The following is a 17875-nucleotide window of genomic DNA, read 5'->3' as shown; positions in this document are numbered from 1 at the left end:
CTCCTTTGGATCATGATGCCGGCAAGACCGGTCAATTGAGGGATAAGGTTTTTTCCATGGGTAAGCTGGTAAAGCGCATCAGGCGGGCTGACGGTTCGCGTGCGCGCTGCTGCGCATCCGCCAGGCTGCGCCAGTCACCTCCCTTAGCATCATATTCCCAGACCTTCAGCGAGCCGATGTTCGGGGTAGCGGCAATGGACCATACCAGCAGCGATTCGGCGTCACATACCGCTTCGATTGGCTGACTGCCGGCGGTGCGCAGGCGGCCAGAGCCGGGCAGCAGCTGCAGCTGCGTTGATGCTTCGCCGGTCAGCTTTAGCACGCTGCGGCGCAGCGCTACCAGCTGGCTGCGCGCTTCGTCCGGATCATGCTGTATGTTAATCCACAGATTCTCATTGTTGCTGAAATTGTGCCGGTCGGCGTCGTGGCTGCGGACAGTGCGCTGCAGTTCCATGTCGAGGCCACAATCCCCCTCGGTGGTGAGGGCAACACCAACGATATTGCCAGTATAAGCGATCGAAAAGCGGGGGAGTTGGCGATCGCTAAAAACCGGTCGGCCATTGGCTTCGTTGATGATTTCAGGCAGCTCGCTGATGCCGTAAAGCATAAACAGCAGCTCGGCAAGCAGCGAGCGCGACGCGCAAAAGCGAGCCTGGCGATATGTCGGGAGAAGACGTGCGGATTGATGACAGGCCGCTGACAAACGTGTCGATAGCGGCTCCCCGGTACTGAGTATCCCTCTTGCAAAATGCGTTGCCATACGTCGCTCCGTGAGTAATGGTCTGGATAAAACTGCGGGCGCTATTATCGCCTGGTATTAACAGGTTTTAATGCCGAAATCCCCCATTGAAAAGGGAATTTGTTTGAATTTTACAAATTCTTGCGCAAATAAGGTGCTATGGGCACGAAACAAGGCTTAAAGCGTACCGGAATAGAGCGCTTTCAGCGTATCTCTAAGCCAGACAAGCTTCGGGTTGTAGCTGTTGCGCTTATGCCATAGCAGGGTGAAGGGAACGCGCAGCTTTTCCAGATGCTGCGCCTCCAGGGGGAGCGGCCGGGAGACGAGCGGCAGCTGGTGCTGCTGATTATAGTGCTGACAGTAGCGCGGCGCGGTGGCCAGCATGGTGTGCTGCGGCTGAGCGGCCATAAAAAGTGATTGCTCAAACCCCGGCACGGTCAGCGCCACGTTACGCTTATACCCCAGCTCCTGCAGCACGTCGTCCAGGGCCCAGGTATCGCGTTGTTCCCAGCAGATAGTGATATGCGGATAGCGTAAGAATGCCGCCAGATCCCACTCTTCCCTGAGCGCCGGATGATCGGCGCGCAGCCAGACCTGCGGCAGGTCGGTGAACAGCACCTCAAAATCGATATACCACGGCAGCAGGCTCAGCAGCTCACGCGACTGCGGATGGCTTTCGCGTCCGCAGAAGCCGATATCCACCTCACCGCGGATGATGGCGTCCAGGGAGTCGTAGTCCCAGTTGCGCAAACGAATCAATGCCTGCGGATAGCGCTGATAGATGCGCTGAGAGAGGGTGTTAAACAGGATCATCAGCAGCGGCGCTTCCGCTGCCAGTTCGAATTTGAGGCCGCTGGGCATGGTATGGTGCGGTTTATCGAGGATTTGGTTGCCCATCTGCATCCAGTCCGCCAGATCCTGCTCCATGCTGCTGACCAGCGGCGTGGGCGCCAGGCCCAGCGGGGTTTTCACAAACAGCGGATCGTCAAACCAGGCGCGCAGTTTGGCCAGCGACTTGCTCACCGCTGACGGCGAAACGTTCATCCGCTTCGCCGTACGGGTAACGCTGAGCTCCTGGGTCAGGAGCTGCAGGCAGAGGAGTAAATTAAGATCAAGACTCGACAGCGGCTTCTTCATCGTATTGCGCAACCCGCGGCGGGGTGACGACCAGTAACAAAACAAGGCTCACTATGCTACAGGCAATGAGTATCCCGATCAGCATATTCATTGCGCTGAGTCCGATGATGGCGGCGAGCCAAATCCACAGCGATGAACCGCACACCTGCGCGATGCCGAGGACCGAGCTGGCGACGCCCGCGCGCAGCGTGAACGGCCCCAGCGCCTGGCTCATCGCGACGCCGAACCCAACGGAGAAGCCGGCGCAAATCATGCCCAGCCCGATCAGGGTGACGGCCTGGCGAGTGGCGAGGCTCAGCGTCACGCCTGCCGCCAGAAACAGCACCTGTGAGGTCAGCATTAAGGTGCGGGGATTAAACAGCGACAGGGCGAACGGCGTTGAGAAGGAGACCGCCATGCTGATCATCGCCATCAGAGCCATCGCCATTGAGTAAGTTCCCCGGTCGAACCCCATCTCTTCCATCATTAGTACCGGCGAGACGTTAACGTAGGTCAGGATCACCGTCACGCTGAGGGTGGTAATGAGTAAGCGGCTGAGGAAAAAGCGGTTCAACAGCGATTCGCCAGCGTCATGCTGCGGTGACGCTGCCTGCGGAGGCGCCGTCGGCCGCGTTTCACGCAGGATAAAGACCGACAGCACAGCGATCATGACGCCCATGCCGGTCATCGTGTAGAACAGGCTCTGCCACGGATATTTCAGCATAATCAGGTGGCCAAGCACCGGCGCCAGGACGGGGATAATGCAGGTGATGCCGTTGAGCAACGACAGCACCTTGGCGCGGCGACGGTCGTCCAGCGTATCGCGCAGGATAGCGAAAGCCACCACGTAGCAGCTGCCGGCGCCGATCCCCTGGATAAAGCGTCCGATGAGGAAGTGGCTGCTGGTATGCGCCTGGGCGCAGAGCAGGGAGGCGATAACAAAGATCGCTGCACCTACAATAGCGACAGGCTTACGCCCCGAGCGGTCGGCGATGCGGCCAGCAAACAGCATCGCGGAGGCCATACCGGCCAGATAGACCGAGAAGGCGATATGTAATTGCGCCTCGCTGGCCCCCAGGTCCTGAGCAATACGCGGCAGGCCGACCAGATACATATCGATGCCGGAGGGGTAGAGCAGAACCAGGGCAAAGCTGCAGAGAAGAAAGCGTGTCATGGGATCCTCGCGATGTGAATGGCGTTCAGCATAGTGAGGAACGCGCCGCAAGACGAGTTGCCATTTGGACAACGCTCTTTTCCTGGCAGGAAATGCGAGCTAACGACTGCGGGTTCGCCAGACGCGGGCCATCCCCTCGCTCTCCGGGCGAACGCTTTCGAAGCCGAACTTCGCGTACAGTTCCGGCACATCCGCCACCAGCGTAACGTAGGCGCCATCAAAGGCGTTAGCGTCCAGCCAGGCGACCAGCTTCTCCATCATCAGCCGGCCAAGGCCTTTTCCCTGGTGAGCCGGATCGACGGCGACGTCGACAATATCGAAATTAATCGCGCCGTCGCCGACGATGCGTCCCATCGCGATCGGCGTCTCCTGCCAGAGGATATGTACGCCATAACAGCTATGCGGCAGTCCGGCTCTGGCGCCTTCCAGGGGGCGCGGCGACATGCCGGCGGCTACCCGCAGGTGGCAAAACGCTTCGGCGGAGGGCACCTTCTCGATCACGGTATATTCAACGGTCATGTTTTAGTCTCGCGGCAGAGGGGGAGATAAAAGTAGAGAACGTTGCGTTGCAAAGGGCAAGAAAAAACCCGCATTAACGCGGCGTTAATACGGGTTAGTGAACGTTTACGGACTGGCGGTTACTTACCGATGCAGAAGCTGGAGAAGATGCGGCCCAGCAGATCGTCGGAAGTGAACTCCCCGGTGATCTCGCTCAGCGCCTGCTGCGCGAGGCGCAGCTCTTCCGCCAGCAGCTCGCCGGCCCAGGCGCCCAGCAGCTGGGCTTTGCCTTGCTGCAGATGGTTCGCCGCCTCTTCCAGGGCCTGCAGGTGACGGCGGCGGGCGAGGAAGCCGCCTTCCATATTGGTATCGAAGCCCATGCTCTGCTTGAGGTGGTTACGTAGCACCTCCACGCCGTCGCCGGTACGTGCCGACAGGCGAATAAGTGAGTGGCCATTTACTTCGCTGATACCGAGCGCTTCGCCGGTGACATCGGCTTTATTGCGCACCACGGTAATCGGCAATTTAGCGGGCAGGCGCTCGATAAAGTCTGGCCAGATCTCCGCCGGGTCAACGGCGCCGGTGGTGGTGCCATCGACCATAAACAGCACCCGATCGGCCTGGGCAATCTCCTGCCAGGCGCGCTCGATGCCGATACGTTCCACTTCGTCATTAGCATCGCGCAGGCCTGCGGTATCGATGATATGCAGCGGCATGCCGTCGATATGGATATGCTCGCGTAGCACGTCGCGGGTGGTACCGGCGATATCGGTGACGATCGCCGCTTCGCGGCCCGCCAGGGCGTTCAGCAGGCTTGATTTACCGGCATTTGGCCGCCCGGCGATCACCACTTTCATCCCTTCGCGCAGCAGGCTGCCCTGACGAGCTTCAGCGCGGACGGCGTCGAGATCGGCCATCACCTCGTTCAGCTGGGCTTCAATTTTGCCGTCGGAAAGGAAATCGATTTCTTCATCCGGGAAGTCAATGGCCGCTTCCACGTAGATGCGCAGGTGAGTGAGCGCTTCCACAAGATGATTCACCCGCGCGGAGAACGCCCCCTGCAGCGAATTCAGCGCCGAGCGCGCCGCCTGCTCTGAACTGGCGTCGATAAGGTCGGCGATGGCCTCTGCCTGCGCCAGATCGAGCTTGTCGTTGAGGAACGCGCGCTCGGAAAACTCACCCGGCCTGGCGATGCGCAGGCCCGGCAGGGTCAGAATACGTTTAAGCAGCAGGTCGAGAATGACCGGGCCGCCGTGGCCCTGCAGCTCAAGCACATCTTCCCCGGTAAAGGAGTTCGGCCCGGGGAACCACAGCGCAATCCCCTGATCCAGCGGGGTACCGTCAACGTCGTTGAACGGCAGGTAGTCGGCATAGCGCGGCTTCGGCAGCTTGCCCAGCACCGCCTGCGCGACGTCGCGCGCCTTAAGGCCGGAGATACGCAGGATGCCCACACCCCCGCGTCCCGGAGGGGTTGCCTGGGCGACGATAGTGTCGTTATGGCTCATGGTGACTCTCTATGTAGATGTAAAAAAGGCGGTCCATTGACCGCCTTCTCTGGCATTAACGCTACCGTAGATACTCGAAATAATTCAAGTTGCAGAAAGGCGGCAAGTTAGTGAGGCCCCAGGAGCTTACTGTAGTAAGTGACTGGGGCGAACTAATGAAGCCAACGCATCTGCGGCTTGAAGAATGAAGAGTATCAGGATTTCTTCTTCTCGCGGCTATGCAGGCCACGTTTCTCCAGACCACGGTAAATCAGCTGCTGCTGAATAATGGTGACCAGGTTGCTGACGATGTAGTACACCACCAGGCCAGACGGGAACCACAGGAAGAACACCGTGAAGATGACCGGCATAAAGGTCATGATCTTCTGCTGCATCGGGTCGGTCACGGTGGTCGGCGACATCTTCTGGATGAAGAACATGGTCGCGCCCATGATGATCGGCAGGATGTAGTACGGGTCCTGAGCAGACAGGTCGTGGATCCACAGGATAAACGGCGCATGACGCAGTTCAACCGAGGCGCTCAGCATGTAGTACAGCGCAAGGAAGATCGGCATCTGAATAATCAGCGGGAAGCAGCCGCCCAGCGGGTTTACTTTTTCCGCTTTATACAGCGCCATCATCTCCTGGCTTTGACGTTGTTTATCGTCGCCCAGACGCTCACGCATGGCCTGAATCTTCGGCTGCAGCATGCGCATCTTCGCCATGGAGGTGTACTGCGCTTTGGTCAGCGGGTACATGATGCCACGAACGATAAAGGTGATAACGATGATCGAGAAGCCCCAGTTGCCGAGGAAGCTGTGGATGAATTTCAGCAGCTTGAACAGCGGTTGGGAGATGAACCACAGCCAGCCGTAGTCGACGGTCAGATCCAGGTGCGGCGCAACGGCAGCCATTTTGTCCTGAATAGCCGGGCCGACCCACAGCGTGCTCTGCAGTTTGTCGGTCTGGCCTGGCTGCACCAGTACCGGCTGCGATTTGTAGCCAATAGCGACAACGCCGTTGCCGAGGTTGGCGGTGTAGAAGTTATTCGTCCCGTTATTCCGCGGCACCCATGCGGTGGTGAAGTACTGCTGCAGCATGGCAACCCAACCGTTTTTGGTGCTGACGTTCAGGTTTTCGTTATCCAGAATGGTATCGAATTTATATTTCTCGTATTTCGAATCCGCAGTGGAGAACGCGGCGCCACGGAAAGTATGCATCGTGGACAGGCCTCCGGTCTGCGTATCGCGACTGGTCGGCAGCGCAGCGGTCTGCTTCAACTGACCGAAGGTCGAGACTTCCAGAGGCTTCTCGCTGGCATTCTGCACGCTGTAACCCACGTTCACCGCATAGCCACCGCGCTTCAGGGTGAAGGTTTTGGTGAAGACGTTGCCGGCTTTGTCAGTGTAGGTCAGCGGGATAACGAGCTCATCCTGGCCATCGGCCAACACAAACGCCTCTTTATCGACGTTGTACAGCGGACGCGGGCCGTTTGCCGGGTTATCCGGACCGTCACGGCCGGTTAAGCCGCTCTGCGCCTGGTAGACAAACTGCGGCGTGGTTTCCAGTAACTGGAACGGTTCGGTCGATTTCAGCGTTTTTGGATACGCCAGAAGCAGCGCCTGCTCAATATCGCCACCGTTGGTGTTGATAGTCAGCTCAAGCACGTCGGTTTTAACCGTAATCAGTTTCCCCTGGCCACTGGCCGGTACGCCCTGGTCGGCGGCGCTACCCGCTGCTGTGGTCGTAGTCTGCGTGGTCTGCTGCTGGGGCTGCGGATTTTTGTCCTGCTCCCAGGCTTGCCAGATCATGAAAGACACGAACAACAAAGCGATGATAAGAAGATTGCGTTGCGAATCCATCGTTAGTGTTCTCTGGTATCAAATGGTCCAGGCGGGACGGGATCGTCACCACCAGGGTGTAAAGGGTGGCATTTTAATACGCGTTTCATCGTCAACCAACTGCCTTTTATCACTCCAAACCTGCGTAAGGCCTCAATTCCGTATTGAGAACAGGTTGGGGTGAAACGACAATGCGGCCCGAGTAGCGGACTAATCAGGCGCTGATAAACTCGAATCAGGCCGATCAGGACCCGCGAGCCAGGCGACAATGGCGGCGCCATAATTTTTCCAACGCTTCCGAGAGAGCACGGTTATCGAGGTCGGCAACCCCTCTTTTCGCCACCACCACGAAATCCATTGGCGGGAGTTCATGTTGACGCAAACGAAAACTTTCACGCGTCAGACGTTTAATCCGATTGCGTTCATGTGCGCGTTTCACGTTTTTCTTGGCGACGGTGAGACCGATGCGGGGATGCCCCAGCGAATTCAGGCGGCCGAGGATGGTGATTTGCGGCGTGCCAGCCCGTTGTGGCTGCTGGAAGACGAAAGTGAAATGACTGGGAGTTAACAAGCGTAACTCCCTGGGAAATGCGAGCTTAACCACGCAGGGTTAGCTTTATTACTTGGAAACGGTCAGACGAGCGCGGCCTTTAGCACGACGACGTGCCAGAACCTGACGACCATTTTTAGTAGCCATACGAGCACGGAAGCCGTGAGAACGGTTGCGCTTCAGTACAGACGGTTGAAAAGTGCGTTTCATGGCGATTTCTACCTAAACTTGAATAAATTCACTGACTTTTGCGTAGACCCGAACGAACTTCGAACGACTTACGCCTCAGCGTGGGTGATTAAAGAGGCCGGATTGTAATAATTGTACACTCCGGAGTCAATTCTCTTTCCTTATTTCTCGCACCTCGTCGCACAAAAAATAAGCTGAGACGCGTGACGAAAACGGGCATTACGCGCCGGGTGGGGGATTATACGGCCTGGCCAGTAAAGCGCAAGGATCCGCAAGGATCTTTATTAGATCGTTTCCGCCCAAAAGCGGCATAGCTCATTAATTTTTCCAATATGCGGCGGAAATCGTGCTTCACTCCCCGCAGGATCGATTACACTTACCCGGTTTCGATCCTTCCTGTGGATAAATCGGGAAGAATCTGTTGAGAAACACAAGATCTCTTTCTCAGTTTAGGCTATGATCCCCGGTCCCGATCGCGATCCCCGGATCCGCAGCGGGTAATAACCGCAGATAGCGGTTCGCACGTCACCCCTTTTGTGCAGGGGCTTTTCGGCTAATGCAGGGTCTTGTCGACGTGTGCCAACAATCACGATTGTTTCAGTTTTTCTTTGATATCGATTTTATGTTCGAGTGGAGTCCGCCGTGTCACTTTCGCTTTGGCAGCAGTGTCTTGCCCGATTGCAGGATGAGTTACCAGCCACAGAATTCAGCATGTGGATCCGCCCATTGCAGGCGGAACTGAGCGATAACACGCTGGCACTGTATGCGCCAAACCGTTTTGTGCTCGACTGGGTAAGGGACAAATACCTCAATAATATCAATGGACTCCTCAATGATTTTTGCGGTGCGGACGCCCCGCAGCTGCGTTTTGAGGTGGGCGCTAAGCCCGCCAGCTCGCTGCAGAAAGGGGCGGTAAGCCCGGCTGCAGCGGCCATTCCGGCGGCGCAGGTGCAGACCGCGCGCGCGGCGCCGACGATCGTGCGCCCTGGCTGGGATAATGTCCCGGCGCCGGCGGAGCCGACCTACCGCTCTAACGTTAACGTGAAACACACGTTTGATAACTTCGTCGAAGGTAAATCTAACCAGCTGGCCCGCGCGGCGGCGCGTCAGGTGGCGGATAACCCGGGCGGCGCCTACAACCCCCTGTTCCTCTATGGCGGGACGGGTCTGGGTAAAACTCACCTGCTGCACGCGGTGGGGAACGGCATTGTGGCGCGTAAGCCGAACGCGAAAGTGGTCTATATGCACTCCGAGCGTTTCGTTCAGGACATGGTTAAAGCGCTGCAGAACAACGCCATCGAAGAGTTTAAGCGTTACTACCGCTCCGTTGACGCCCTGCTGATCGATGACATTCAGTTCTTTGCCAATAAAGAACGATCCCAGGAAGAGTTTTTCCACACCTTCAATGCGCTGCTGGAAGGTAATCAGCAGATCATCCTGACGTCGGATCGTTATCCAAAAGAGATCAACGGCGTTGAGGATCGTCTAAAATCCCGCTTCGGCTGGGGGCTGACGGTGGCGATCGAGCCGCCGGAGCTGGAAACCCGCGTCGCGATCCTGATGAAAAAAGCTGACGAGAACGACATCCGCCTGCCGGGCGAAGTGGCGTTCTTTATTGCCAAGCGTCTGCGCTCGAACGTGCGTGAGCTGGAGGGGGCGCTGAACCGCGTTATCGCCAACGCCAACTTCACCGGCCGGGCGATCACCATCGATTTCGTGCGCGAAGCGCTGCGCGATCTGCTGGCGCTGCAGGAAAAACTGGTCACCATCGACAATATTCAAAAGACGGTGGCGGAGTACTACAAGATTAAGGTAGCGGACCTGCTGTCCAAACGCCGCTCCCGTTCGGTGGCGCGTCCTCGCCAGATGGCGATGGCGCTGGCCAAAGAGCTGACCAACCACAGCCTGCCGGAAATCGGCGATGCGTTTGGCGGCCGAGACCATACCACCGTGCTGCACGCCTGCCGCAAGATTGAGCAGCTGCGTGAAGAAAGCCACGACATTAAAGAAGATTTTTCCAATTTAATCAGAACATTATCCTCGTGACGCTATGAAATTTACCGTAGAACGTGAACATTTATTAAAACCGCTGCAACAGGTGAGCGGTCCGTTAGGTGGTCGTCCGACGCTGCCCATTCTCGGTAACCTGCTGCTTCAGGTCGCGGACGGCGCGCTGTCGCTGACCGGTACCGATCTTGAAATGGAGATGGTGGCGCGCGTGGCGCTGGTTCAGCCGCACGAAGCGGGCGCAACGACCGTTCCGGCACGGAAGTTCTTTGATATCTGCCGCGGCCTGCCGGAAGGCGCGGAGATCGCGGTTCAGTTGGAAGGCGATCGCATGCTGGTGCGTTCCGGCCGCAGCCGCTTCTCGCTGTCGACCCTGCCCGCCGCCGATTTCCCGAATCTGGATGACTGGCAGAGTGAAGTGGAGTTTACCCTGCCGCAGGCGACCATGAAGCGTCTGATCGAAGCCACCCAGTTCTCGATGGCGCACCAGGATGTTCGTTACTACTTAAACGGCATGCTGTTTGAAACCGAAGGCAGCGAACTGCGCACGGTGGCCACCGATGGTCACCGCCTGGCGGTCTGTTCGATGCCGCTGGAAGCGTCGCTGCCGAACCATTCGGTGATCGTGCCGCGTAAAGGGGTGATTGAGCTGATGCGGATGCTCGACGGCGGCGATACCCCGCTGCGCGTGCAGATTGGCAGCAACAATATCCGCGCCCACGTTGGCGATTTTATCTTCACCTCTAAGCTGGTTGATGGCCGTTTCCCGGATTATCGCCGCGTATTGCCGAAAAATCCGGATAAACACCTCGAAGCGGGCTGCGATATTCTGAAGCAGGCTTTTGCGCGCGCGGCGATTCTCTCCAACGAGAAATTCCGCGGCGTGCGGCTGTACGTTAGCGAAAACCAGCTGAAAATCACCGCCAATAACCCGGAACAGGAAGAAGCGGAAGAGATTCTGGATGTGACCTACGCCGGAACGGAGATGGAGATTGGCTTCAACGTTAGCTATGTGCTGGATGTGCTGAATGCGCTGAAGTGCGAGAATGTACGCATTCTGCTGACGGATTCGGTGTCGAGCGTGCAGATTGAGGATGCGGCCTCTCAATCCGCAGCCTACGTTGTCATGCCTATGCGATTGTAGAATCTGCAAAGGGGCTGGTTTACTTGCCATTTCGCCTTCCGGCAGTGCTCGACAAAACGCTATGCGTTTTGGACGTCTGTAAGACGGTCCGAAGGACGAGCGGAGCGAGCAAATGCTCACGTACTTCGTGTACGCTCCGCTTTCTGCGCGCTGGCGGTAGACGAACTGGCTGCGACACCCACGCCCCTTGAATGATGACGAGCTGATATGTCGCTATCCCGACTCTTGATCAAAGACTTCCGCAATATTGAACATGCGGATCTCGCTTTATCTCCCGGCTTTAACTTCCTGGTTGGCGCGAACGGCAGCGGCAAAACCAGCGTGCTGGAAGCTATCTACACGCTTGGCCACGGCCGGGCATTTCGCAGTTTGCAAATTGGCCGAGTGATCCGCCACGAGCAGGATGCGTTTGTTCTGCATGGCCGTCTGCAGGGCGAAGAGCGGGAAACCGCCATCGGCCTGACCAAAGACAAACAGGGCGACAGCAAGGTGCGTATCGACGGCACCGACGGCCACAAAGTGGCGGAGCTGGCGCACCTGATGCCAATGCAGCTGATTACGCCGGAGGGGTTTACTTTACTCAACGGCGGCCCCAAATACAGAAGAGCATTCCTTGACTGGGGATGCTTTCATAACGAAGCCGGATTCTTCACCGCCTGGAGCAATCTGAAGCGCCTGGTCAAGCAGCGCAACGCCGCGCTGCGTCAGGTCAGCCGCTATGCCCAGCTGCGGCCTTGGGATCTGGAATTAATCCCGCTGGCGGAGCAGATCAGCCGCTGGCGTGCCGAATACAGCGCCGCTATCGTCGAAGACATGGCGGATACCTGTCAGCAATTTTTACCGGAATTCACGCTCACCTTCTCTTTCCAGCGCGGCTGGGAAAAAGAGACCGACTACGCGGAGGTGCTGGAGCGGAATTTCGAGCGCGACAGAATGTTAACCTACACCGCCCACGGCCCGCATAAAGCGGATTTTCGCATTCGCGCCGACGGGGCGCCGGTGGAAGATACCTTGTCGCGCGGGCAGCTTAAGCTGCTGATGTGCGCCCTGCGTCTGGCGCAAGGAGAGTTCCTCACCCGCGTCAGCGGGCGGCGCTGCCTGTACCTGATAGATGATTTTGCCTCGGAACTTGATGATGCCCGCCGCGGTCTGTTATCCAGCCGCCTGAAAGCGACGCAGTCGCAGGTTTTCGTCAGCGCGATCAGCGCTGAACACGTTATGGACATGTCGGACAAAAATTCGAAGATGTTCCGCGTGGAAAAAGGTAAAATAACGGATTAACCCAAGATTAAATGAGCGAGAAACGTTGATGTCGAATTCTTATGACTCCTCCAGTATCAAAGTCCTGAAAGGGCTGGATGCGGTGCGTAAGCGCCCGGGTATGTATATCGGCGACACGGATGACGGCACCGGTCTGCACCACATGGTATTCGAGGTTGTGGATAACGCTATCGACGAAGCGCTCGCGGGTTACTGCAAAGATATCGTTGTCACCATCCACAGCGATAACTCCGTCTCCGTCCAGGATGACGGCCGCGGCATCCCGACCGGCATTCACCCGGAAGAGGGCGTCTCCGCAGCGGAAGTTATCATGACCGTCCTGCACGCTGGCGGTAAATTCGATGATAACTCCTATAAAGTTTCCGGCGGTCTGCACGGCGTAGGCGTCTCGGTGGTTAACGCCCTGTCGCAGAAGCTGGAGCTGGTTATCCAGCGCGATAACAAAGTTCACAAGCAGATGTACGAACACGGTGTGCCGCAGGCACCGCTGGCCGTGACTGGCGAAACCGACAAAACCGGCACCATGGTGCGTTTCTGGCCAAGCCTGGAAACATTCACCAATGTCACCGAATTTGAATATGACATCCTGGCGAAACGCCTGCGCGAGCTGTCGTTCCTGAACTCCGGCGTCTCTATCCGCCTGCGCGATAAGCGCGACGGCAAAGAAGACCATTTCCACTACGAAGGCGGCATCAAGGCGTTCGTTGAGTATCTCAACAAGAACAAAACGCCGATCCACCCGAATATTTTCTATTTCTCCACCGAAAAAGACGGTATCGGCGTGGAAGTGGCCCTGCAGTGGAACGACGGCTTCCAGGAAAACATCTACTGCTTTACCAACAACATTCCGCAGCGTGACGGCGGTACTCACCTCGCCGGCTTCCGCGCGGCGATGACCCGTACCCTTAACGCCTATATGGACAAAGAGGGCTACAGCAAAAAAGCGAAAGTCAGCGCCACCGGCGACGATGCGCGTGAAGGCCTGATTGCCGTGGTATCCGTGAAGGTGCCGGATCCGAAATTCTCCTCGCAGACCAAAGACAAGCTGGTCTCCTCCGAGGTGAAATCGGCGGTGGAGCAGCAGATGAACGAACTGCTGAGCGAATACCTGCTGGAAAACCCATCCGATGCGAAAATCGTGGTCGGCAAAATTATTGACGCCGCGCGCGCCCGTGAGGCCGCACGTCGCGCTCGTGAGATGACTCGTCGTAAAGGCGCGCTGGATCTGGCAGGCCTGCCGGGCAAACTGGCGGATTGCCAGGAGCGCGACCCGGCGCTGTCCGAACTGTACCTGGTGGAAGGGGACTCCGCGGGCGGCTCTGCTAAACAGGGTCGTAACCGCAAGAACCAGGCGATCCTGCCGCTGAAGGGTAAAATCCTTAACGTTGAGAAAGCCCGCTTCGATAAAATGCTCTCTTCCCAGGAAGTGGCGACGCTGATCACCGCGCTGGGCTGCGGTATCGGTCGCGATGAGTACAATCCGGATAAACTGCGCTACCACAGCATCATCATCATGACCGATGCGGACGTCGACGGCTCGCACATTCGTACCCTGCTGTTGACCTTCTTCTATCGTCAGATGCCGGAGATCGTCGAGCGCGGCCACGTCTACATTGCCCAGCCGCCGCTGTACAAAGTGAAGAAAGGCAAGCAGGAACAGTACATTAAAGACGACGAAGCGATGGATCAGTATCAGATCTCCATCGCGCTCGACGGTGCGACCCTGCACACCAACGCCAATGCGCCGGCGCTGGCGGGCGAACCGCTGGAAAAACTGGTTGCCGAGTTCAATGCCACCCAGAAAATGATTGGCCGCATGGAGCGCCGCTTCCCGAAAGCGCTGCTGAAAGAGCTTATCTATCAGCCGACCCTGACCGAGGCCGACCTGGCGGACGAGCAGAAGGTGACCCGCTGGGTGAACACCCTGGTCTCAGAGCTGAACGAGAAAGAACAGCACGGCAGCCAGTGGAAATTCGATCTCCACGAGAACAAAGAACTGCAGCATTTTGAGCCGGTTATTCGCGTACGTACCCACGGCGTGGATACCGACTATCCGCTGGATAACGAGTTCATTATGGGGCCGGAATATCGTCGTATTTGTGCCCTGGGCGAGAAACTGCGCGGCCTGATGGAAGAAGATGCTTACATCGAGCGCGGCGAACGTCGTCAGCCGGTAGCCAGCTTCGAGCAGGCCCTGGACTGGCTGGTGAAAGAGTCCCGTCGCGGTCTCTCCATCCAGCGCTATAAAGGTCTGGGCGAGATGAACCCGGATCAGCTGTGGGAAACCACCATGGATCCGGACAGCCGTCGCATGCTGCGCGTGACCGTCAAGGATGCCATCGCTGCCGATCAGCTGTTCACCACCCTGATGGGCGATGCCGTTGAGCCGCGTCGCGCGTTTATCGAAGAGAATGCCCTGAAAGCGGCGAATATCGATATTTAAGCCGCATGTTTCCCGGTAACGAGTTTTACCGGGGCAACAGGATGTATAAGCCCGGTCGCATCGCGCGATCGGGCTTTTCTTTTGCCGCTAAAAGGGGAATCCGCTGCTGCGGTTCCATCCCCCTTTCTGGCCGACACTTTTACTGTTTTTTGAGCGGAATCGCGTTAGCATGAGGGGAGACTCATCTTACCCGGGGACCCTATGGCTATTAAACTGATTGCAATCGATATGGACGGCACGCTGCTGCTGCCCGACCATACCATCTCTCCAGCGGTGAAAGCCGCCATCGCCGCGGCGCGCGAGCGCGGTGTTAACGTGGTGCTGACCACCGGTCGCCCTTACGCTGGCGTCCACAGCTATTTGAAAGAGCTGCATATGGAGCAGCCGGGTGATTACTGCATTACCTACAATGGCGCGCTGGTGCAGAAGGCTGGTGACGGAAGCACCGTCGCGCAAACCGCGCTGAGCTATGACGACTATCGCTTCCTTGAGCAGCTCTCCCGCGAGGTCGGCTCCCACTTCCATGCGCTGGATCGCAATACGCTGTATACCGCGAACCGCGATATCAGCTACTACACCGTCCACGAATCCTATGTGGCAACCATTCCGCTGGTGTTCTGCGAAGCGGAGAAAATGGATCCTGAGATCCAGCTGCTGAAAGTGATGATGATTGATGAGCCGGCAATCCTCGACCAGGCCATCGCCCGTATTCCGGCGGAAGTGAAAGAGAAGTACACCGTGCTGAAAAGTGCGCCTTACTTCCTCGAAATATTGGATAAACGCGTCAATAAAGGCACTGGCGTGAAGTCGCTGGCCGATGCGCTGGGCATCAAGCCGGAAGAGATTATGGCGATTGGCGATCAGGAAAATGATATCGCGATGATTGAATTTGCCGGCGTCGGCGTGGCAATGGATAACGCCATTCCTGCGGTCAAAGAAGCGGCGAACTTCATCACCAAATCGAACCTTGAAGATGGCGTTGCCTTCGCCATTGAAAAATACGTTTTAGCGTAAACTTCTTTCCGGCCCGGCGTTCGCCGGGTCTGTCTTCTCTTTTTTCATGAACAGATGTTAATCCGCATTTAAATCCCTCAATCCTTGCAGGGGATTCTATAAGCTACCCGCCCTCTTTTTAGCAACTCAGAACTAACATCATACTTTTCATGAATATATACCACCGTTTGATGTTGGTTACGCTGCCATTCGCCTCTGTTCAGATTTGCGCGGCCGCGGAACCAACGGCGCCGCTCGAACCGGCGTATGCCTATCACGGCGCAGAACCCGCGGATCTGCCGGCGCCAGAAAGTCGCCAACCTGCGGCCGCAGCATCGTCCTCGCTACTCCCTTTGCTAGGCGATGAGGCCAGAAAGCGCGGCTACGTCCTGCCGCTGCCGTTTGGCGTCAGCATTAACTATATGGATATGCGGCAGAATATTAATGTCGACAGCATTAACTTCACCGGGCTGTCGCTGGATGGCCGCAATATCGATTGCGGTAAGGATCCTGTCTGCAAGCACGCCGTGAAGAACATTTTCGCTAATGGGCCGGTCTCGCTGGATAACGCTTTCCAGATTGGCGTTGGTCATACGCGGGAAAGCAGCAAAACCGAGACGCTCAAGCTGGATGCCTGGCTGCTGCCGTTTATGAACGTTTATGGCCTGGTGGGGCACACCGAAGGGCATTCAATTTCGCAGATAGCTGTCGGCCTGAAGGGACCGAACGGTAAAGTGGTGCCCCTGCCGGGGATGCAGGATCTCGACTTTCGTCTCGATTTTAAAGGTACTACCTACGGGATGGGCACCACCCTGGTGGGCGGCGTCGGCAATTGGTTTACCGTGCTGGACGCCAACTACACGCAAACGCGCTTTGATATCCTCGACGGCAGCATCGATGCGCTTACCTTTTCGCCGCGCGTTGGCTATCGTTTCAGTACGCCATCGGTCGATGCGCTGCATCTCCCCGCCGGAAAGCTAAATCTGTGGGTTGGCAGCATGTATCAGGATGTGCAGCAGGAGTTTAAAGGCAGCCTCAGCGATCTCTCGATGCCGTCGCCGATGCTGCAGAATATGGTTAATCTGGCCAACCAGGACAATAACGGTCGCTTCGATGTGAAGCAGCATCTGCAGTCGCCATGGAACGTTCTGGTGGGCGCGCAATACGAGCTGACGCAGAATTTTAATATTACTACCGAGTTTGGCTTTGCCGAACGTAACAGTTTCTTTATTGCCGGCGAGTATCGCTTTTGAGCCGACTGTTTATCACTTTTCTGCTGCTGATGGCCTGCCCGACAGGCAGCCAGGCCGAGGCGCTCAGCCGCGAGAAAATCGACGGCTGGCTGCAGCATCTCGGCGCCAGCGATAAGTTCGACGCCAGCAAAGGCATCGACTGGGGCGTGATGCCCGGTCCGTTCTATACGCCGGAACTAGGGTTGGGCATTGGCACCGCTGTCGTCGGCCTGTATCGTCCCGACCCGCAGGATACCACCAGCCAGAACTCGACCCTGACGCTCAGCGGCTACGCCAGCTCTACCGGCGCCTTTGGCCTCAGCGTGAAAAACTACACCTTTTTCGATCGTGATCTGTGGCGCGTTTTTGTCGACGGGTCGATAGCCAATACGCCCACTTATTATTGGGGGCAGGGTTTTCATGCCGGGGATAAAGACAATGAAAAAGAGAAGTATACCGCCCAGGTACTGACCCTGCGACCCACCCTTTATCGGCAGCTTATCGATCATGTTTATCTCGGGGCGGGATGGTCGCTGGCGGCGCAGAATGCCGATGAGATGGACCATGACGATCGGCCGAAGATAGAAAACACTCCGCAGGGGCCGTCGGTATTCAGCTCCGGCGCCAGCATCGATATCAACTGGGACGATCGCGACTTTGTCCCTAACCCGCGCCGGGGTCAGTATGCCAACCTCCGCTATACCCACTATGCGCCCGGATTAGGTAGCGATACCCGCTTTGAGGAATTTCAGCTGCACTATAGCCATTATCATGCCCTGAGCGAGAAAAGCGTGCTCGCCTGGGAGGCCGATGGCGCCTTCACCCAGGGCGAGGTACCGTGGAGCATGATGCCGCTGCTCGGCAGCGATGAACGGATGCGCGGCTACTACCAGGGGCGCTACCGGGATAAAAACGTCGTCAGCGGTCAGCTGGAATATCGCCGGCAGCTCACCTGGCGGCACGGGATTGTCGCCTGGGCCGGGGCGGGAACCATGGGGCCCTCACTGTCGTCGCTGAATAATGGCCGCTGGCTGCCTTCGGCGGGCGTTGGCTACCGCTTTGAATTCAAACCTCGCGTTAATGTTCGCCTCGACTACGGTATCGGCAAAGGCAGCAGCGGCTTTTACTTCCAGGTCGGCGAAGCGTTTTAACGCCTCCTCCCCTTAATTTTCTCTCTTATCGCC

General features: G+C 57.3%; 16 protein-coding genes. 7 read left to right on the top strand and 9 right to left on the bottom strand.

Annotation, left to right across the window (positions count from 1 at the left end):
• Positions 1–31: 31 nt before the first annotated feature.
• The 9 genes from BHE81_RS22730 to rpmH all read right to left on the bottom strand — a co-directional run bounded on the left by BHE81_RS22730 (position 32) and on the right by rpmH (position 7612).
• Positions 32–607 carry a 4'-phosphopantetheinyl transferase family protein gene (locus tag BHE81_RS22730; protein ID WP_004145098.1) on the bottom strand — a complete coding sequence of 192 codons (576 nt, stop codon included), beginning with the start codon at positions 605–607 and terminating at the stop codon, positions 32–34.
• A 309-nt stretch (positions 608–916) separates the two neighbouring features.
• Positions 917–1876, bottom strand: a complete 960-nt coding sequence (yidZ, locus tag BHE81_RS22725) for an HTH-type transcriptional regulator YidZ (protein WP_004150300.1) — start codon at positions 1874–1876, stop codon at positions 917–919.
• A complete protein-coding gene (locus BHE81_RS22720; protein WP_020805050.1) occupies positions 1851–3029 on the bottom strand; it encodes an MFS transporter in 1179 nt (392 codons plus the stop codon). Before BHE81_RS22720 ends, yidZ begins: the two co-directional genes overlap by 26 nt.
• A 99-nt stretch (positions 3030–3128) precedes the next feature.
• The gene (locus tag BHE81_RS22715; RefSeq protein ID WP_110246647.1) at positions 3129–3548 is read right to left on the bottom strand and encodes a GNAT family N-acetyltransferase; all 420 of its coding nucleotides are present in this window, start codon (positions 3546–3548) and stop codon (positions 3129–3131) included.
• 119 nt (positions 3549–3667) lie between these two features.
• On the bottom strand, positions 3668–5032 hold the full coding sequence (gene mnmE, locus BHE81_RS22710) for a tRNA uridine-5-carboxymethylaminomethyl(34) synthesis GTPase MnmE (protein ID WP_004181597.1): 1365 nt from the start codon (positions 5030–5032) through the stop codon (positions 3668–3670).
• Between the two features lie 194 nt (positions 5033–5226).
• Positions 5227–6873 (bottom strand): membrane protein insertase YidC, encoded by a 1647-nt coding sequence (yidC, locus tag BHE81_RS22705; RefSeq protein WP_004150295.1) that lies wholly within the window; start codon positions 6871–6873, stop codon positions 5227–5229.
• A gap of 2 nt (positions 6874–6875) precedes the next feature.
• The gene (gene yidD / locus BHE81_RS22700) at positions 6876–7133 is read right to left on the bottom strand and encodes a membrane protein insertion efficiency factor YidD (protein WP_004151536.1); all 258 of its coding nucleotides are present in this window, start codon (positions 7131–7133) and stop codon (positions 6876–6878) included.
• A complete protein-coding gene (rnpA, locus tag BHE81_RS22695) occupies positions 7097–7456 on the bottom strand; it encodes a ribonuclease P protein component (RefSeq protein WP_004151535.1) in 360 nt (119 codons plus the stop codon). The genes yidD and rnpA overlap by 37 nt, the downstream gene beginning before the upstream one ends.
• 15 nt (positions 7457–7471) lie before the next feature.
• Positions 7472–7612, bottom strand: a complete 141-nt coding sequence (gene rpmH / locus BHE81_RS22690; RefSeq protein ID WP_000831330.1) for a 50S ribosomal protein L34 — start codon at positions 7610–7612, stop codon at positions 7472–7474.
• Positions 7613–8233: 621 nt separating this feature from the next.
• On the opposite strand from rpmH, the gene dnaA reads away from it, so the two are divergent.
• The 7 genes from dnaA to BHE81_RS22655 all read left to right on the top strand — a co-directional run bounded on the left by dnaA (position 8234) and on the right by BHE81_RS22655 (position 17842).
• Positions 8234–9637, top strand: coding sequence for a chromosomal replication initiator protein DnaA (gene dnaA, locus BHE81_RS22685; protein ID WP_004151534.1), 1404 nt, complete (start codon positions 8234–8236; stop codon positions 9635–9637).
• A gap of 4 nt (positions 9638–9641) precedes the next feature.
• The gene (gene dnaN, locus BHE81_RS22680) at positions 9642–10742 is read left to right on the top strand and encodes a DNA polymerase III subunit beta (protein WP_004145090.1); all 1101 of its coding nucleotides are present in this window, start codon (positions 9642–9644) and stop codon (positions 10740–10742) included.
• Between the two features lie 207 nt (positions 10743–10949).
• Positions 10950–12023, top strand: coding sequence for a DNA replication/repair protein RecF (gene recF / locus BHE81_RS22675; RefSeq protein ID WP_004150293.1), 1074 nt, complete (start codon positions 10950–10952; stop codon positions 12021–12023).
• 28 nt (positions 12024–12051) lie between these two features.
• Complete coding sequence (gene gyrB, locus BHE81_RS22670) at positions 12052–14466, top strand: DNA topoisomerase (ATP-hydrolyzing) subunit B (RefSeq protein WP_004173845.1); 2415 nt, start codon at positions 12052–12054, stop codon at positions 14464–14466.
• 201 nt (positions 14467–14667) lie between these two features.
• Complete coding sequence (gene yidA, locus BHE81_RS22665; RefSeq protein ID WP_004151530.1) at positions 14668–15480, top strand: sugar-phosphatase; 813 nt, start codon at positions 14668–14670, stop codon at positions 15478–15480.
• Between the two features lie 149 nt (positions 15481–15629).
• Positions 15630–16712: a hypothetical protein gene (locus tag BHE81_RS22660; RefSeq protein ID WP_024622908.1), complete on the top strand. Its 1083-nt coding sequence runs from the start codon at positions 15630–15632 to the stop codon at positions 16710–16712.
• Positions 16709–17842, top strand: a complete 1134-nt coding sequence (locus BHE81_RS22655; RefSeq protein ID WP_020802512.1) for a BamA/TamA family outer membrane protein — start codon at positions 16709–16711, stop codon at positions 17840–17842. The genes BHE81_RS22660 and BHE81_RS22655 overlap by 4 nt, the downstream gene beginning before the upstream one ends.
• Positions 17843–17875 lie beyond the last annotated feature (33 nt).

The sequence above is a fragment of the Klebsiella sp. AqSCr genome (genome assembly GCF_008452795.1).
GTDB lineage: Bacteria > Pseudomonadota > Gammaproteobacteria > Enterobacterales > Enterobacteriaceae > Klebsiella > Klebsiella pneumoniae.
The sequence above is the reverse complement of the archived record's forward strand: the minus strand, read 5'-3'. Positions and strand labels throughout refer to the sequence as shown.

Bases quoted from the DNA above. Each gene is read 5' to 3' on its own strand.
- BHE81_RS22730 (WP_004145098.1), bottom strand. From the start codon at position 607: ATGCTTTACGGCATCAGCGAGCTGCCTGAAATCATCAACGAAGCCAAT.
- yidZ (WP_004150300.1), bottom strand. From the start codon at position 1,876: ATGAAGAAGCCGCTGTCGAGTCTTGATCTTAATTTACTCCTCTGCCTG.
- BHE81_RS22720 (WP_020805050.1), bottom strand. From the start codon at position 3,029: ATGACACGCTTTCTTCTCTGCAGCTTTGCCCTGGTTCTGCTCTACCCC.
- BHE81_RS22715 (WP_110246647.1), bottom strand. From the start codon at position 3,548: ATGACCGTTGAATATACCGTGATCGAGAAGGTGCCCTCCGCCGAAGCG.
- mnmE (WP_004181597.1), bottom strand. From the start codon at position 5,032: ATGAGCCATAACGACACTATCGTCGCCCAGGCAACCCCTCCGGGACGC.
- yidC (WP_004150295.1), bottom strand. From the start codon at position 6,873: ATGGATTCGCAACGCAATCTTCTTATCATCGCTTTGTTGTTCGTGTCT.
- yidD (WP_004151536.1), bottom strand. From the start codon at position 7,133: ATGGCGCCGCCATTGTCGCCTGGCTCGCGGGTCCTGATCGGCCTGATT.
- rpmH (WP_000831330.1), bottom strand. From the start codon at position 7,612: ATGAAACGCACTTTTCAACCGTCTGTACTGAAGCGCAACCGTTCTCAC.
- dnaN (WP_004145090.1), top strand. From the start codon at position 9,642: ATGAAATTTACCGTAGAACGTGAACATTTATTAAAACCGCTGCAACAG.
- recF (WP_004150293.1), top strand. From the start codon at position 10,950: ATGTCGCTATCCCGACTCTTGATCAAAGACTTCCGCAATATTGAACAT.
- gyrB (WP_004173845.1), top strand. From the start codon at position 12,052: ATGTCGAATTCTTATGACTCCTCCAGTATCAAAGTCCTGAAAGGGCTG.
- yidA (WP_004151530.1), top strand. From the start codon at position 14,668: ATGGCTATTAAACTGATTGCAATCGATATGGACGGCACGCTGCTGCTG.
- BHE81_RS22660 (WP_024622908.1), top strand. From the start codon at position 15,630: ATGAATATATACCACCGTTTGATGTTGGTTACGCTGCCATTCGCCTCT.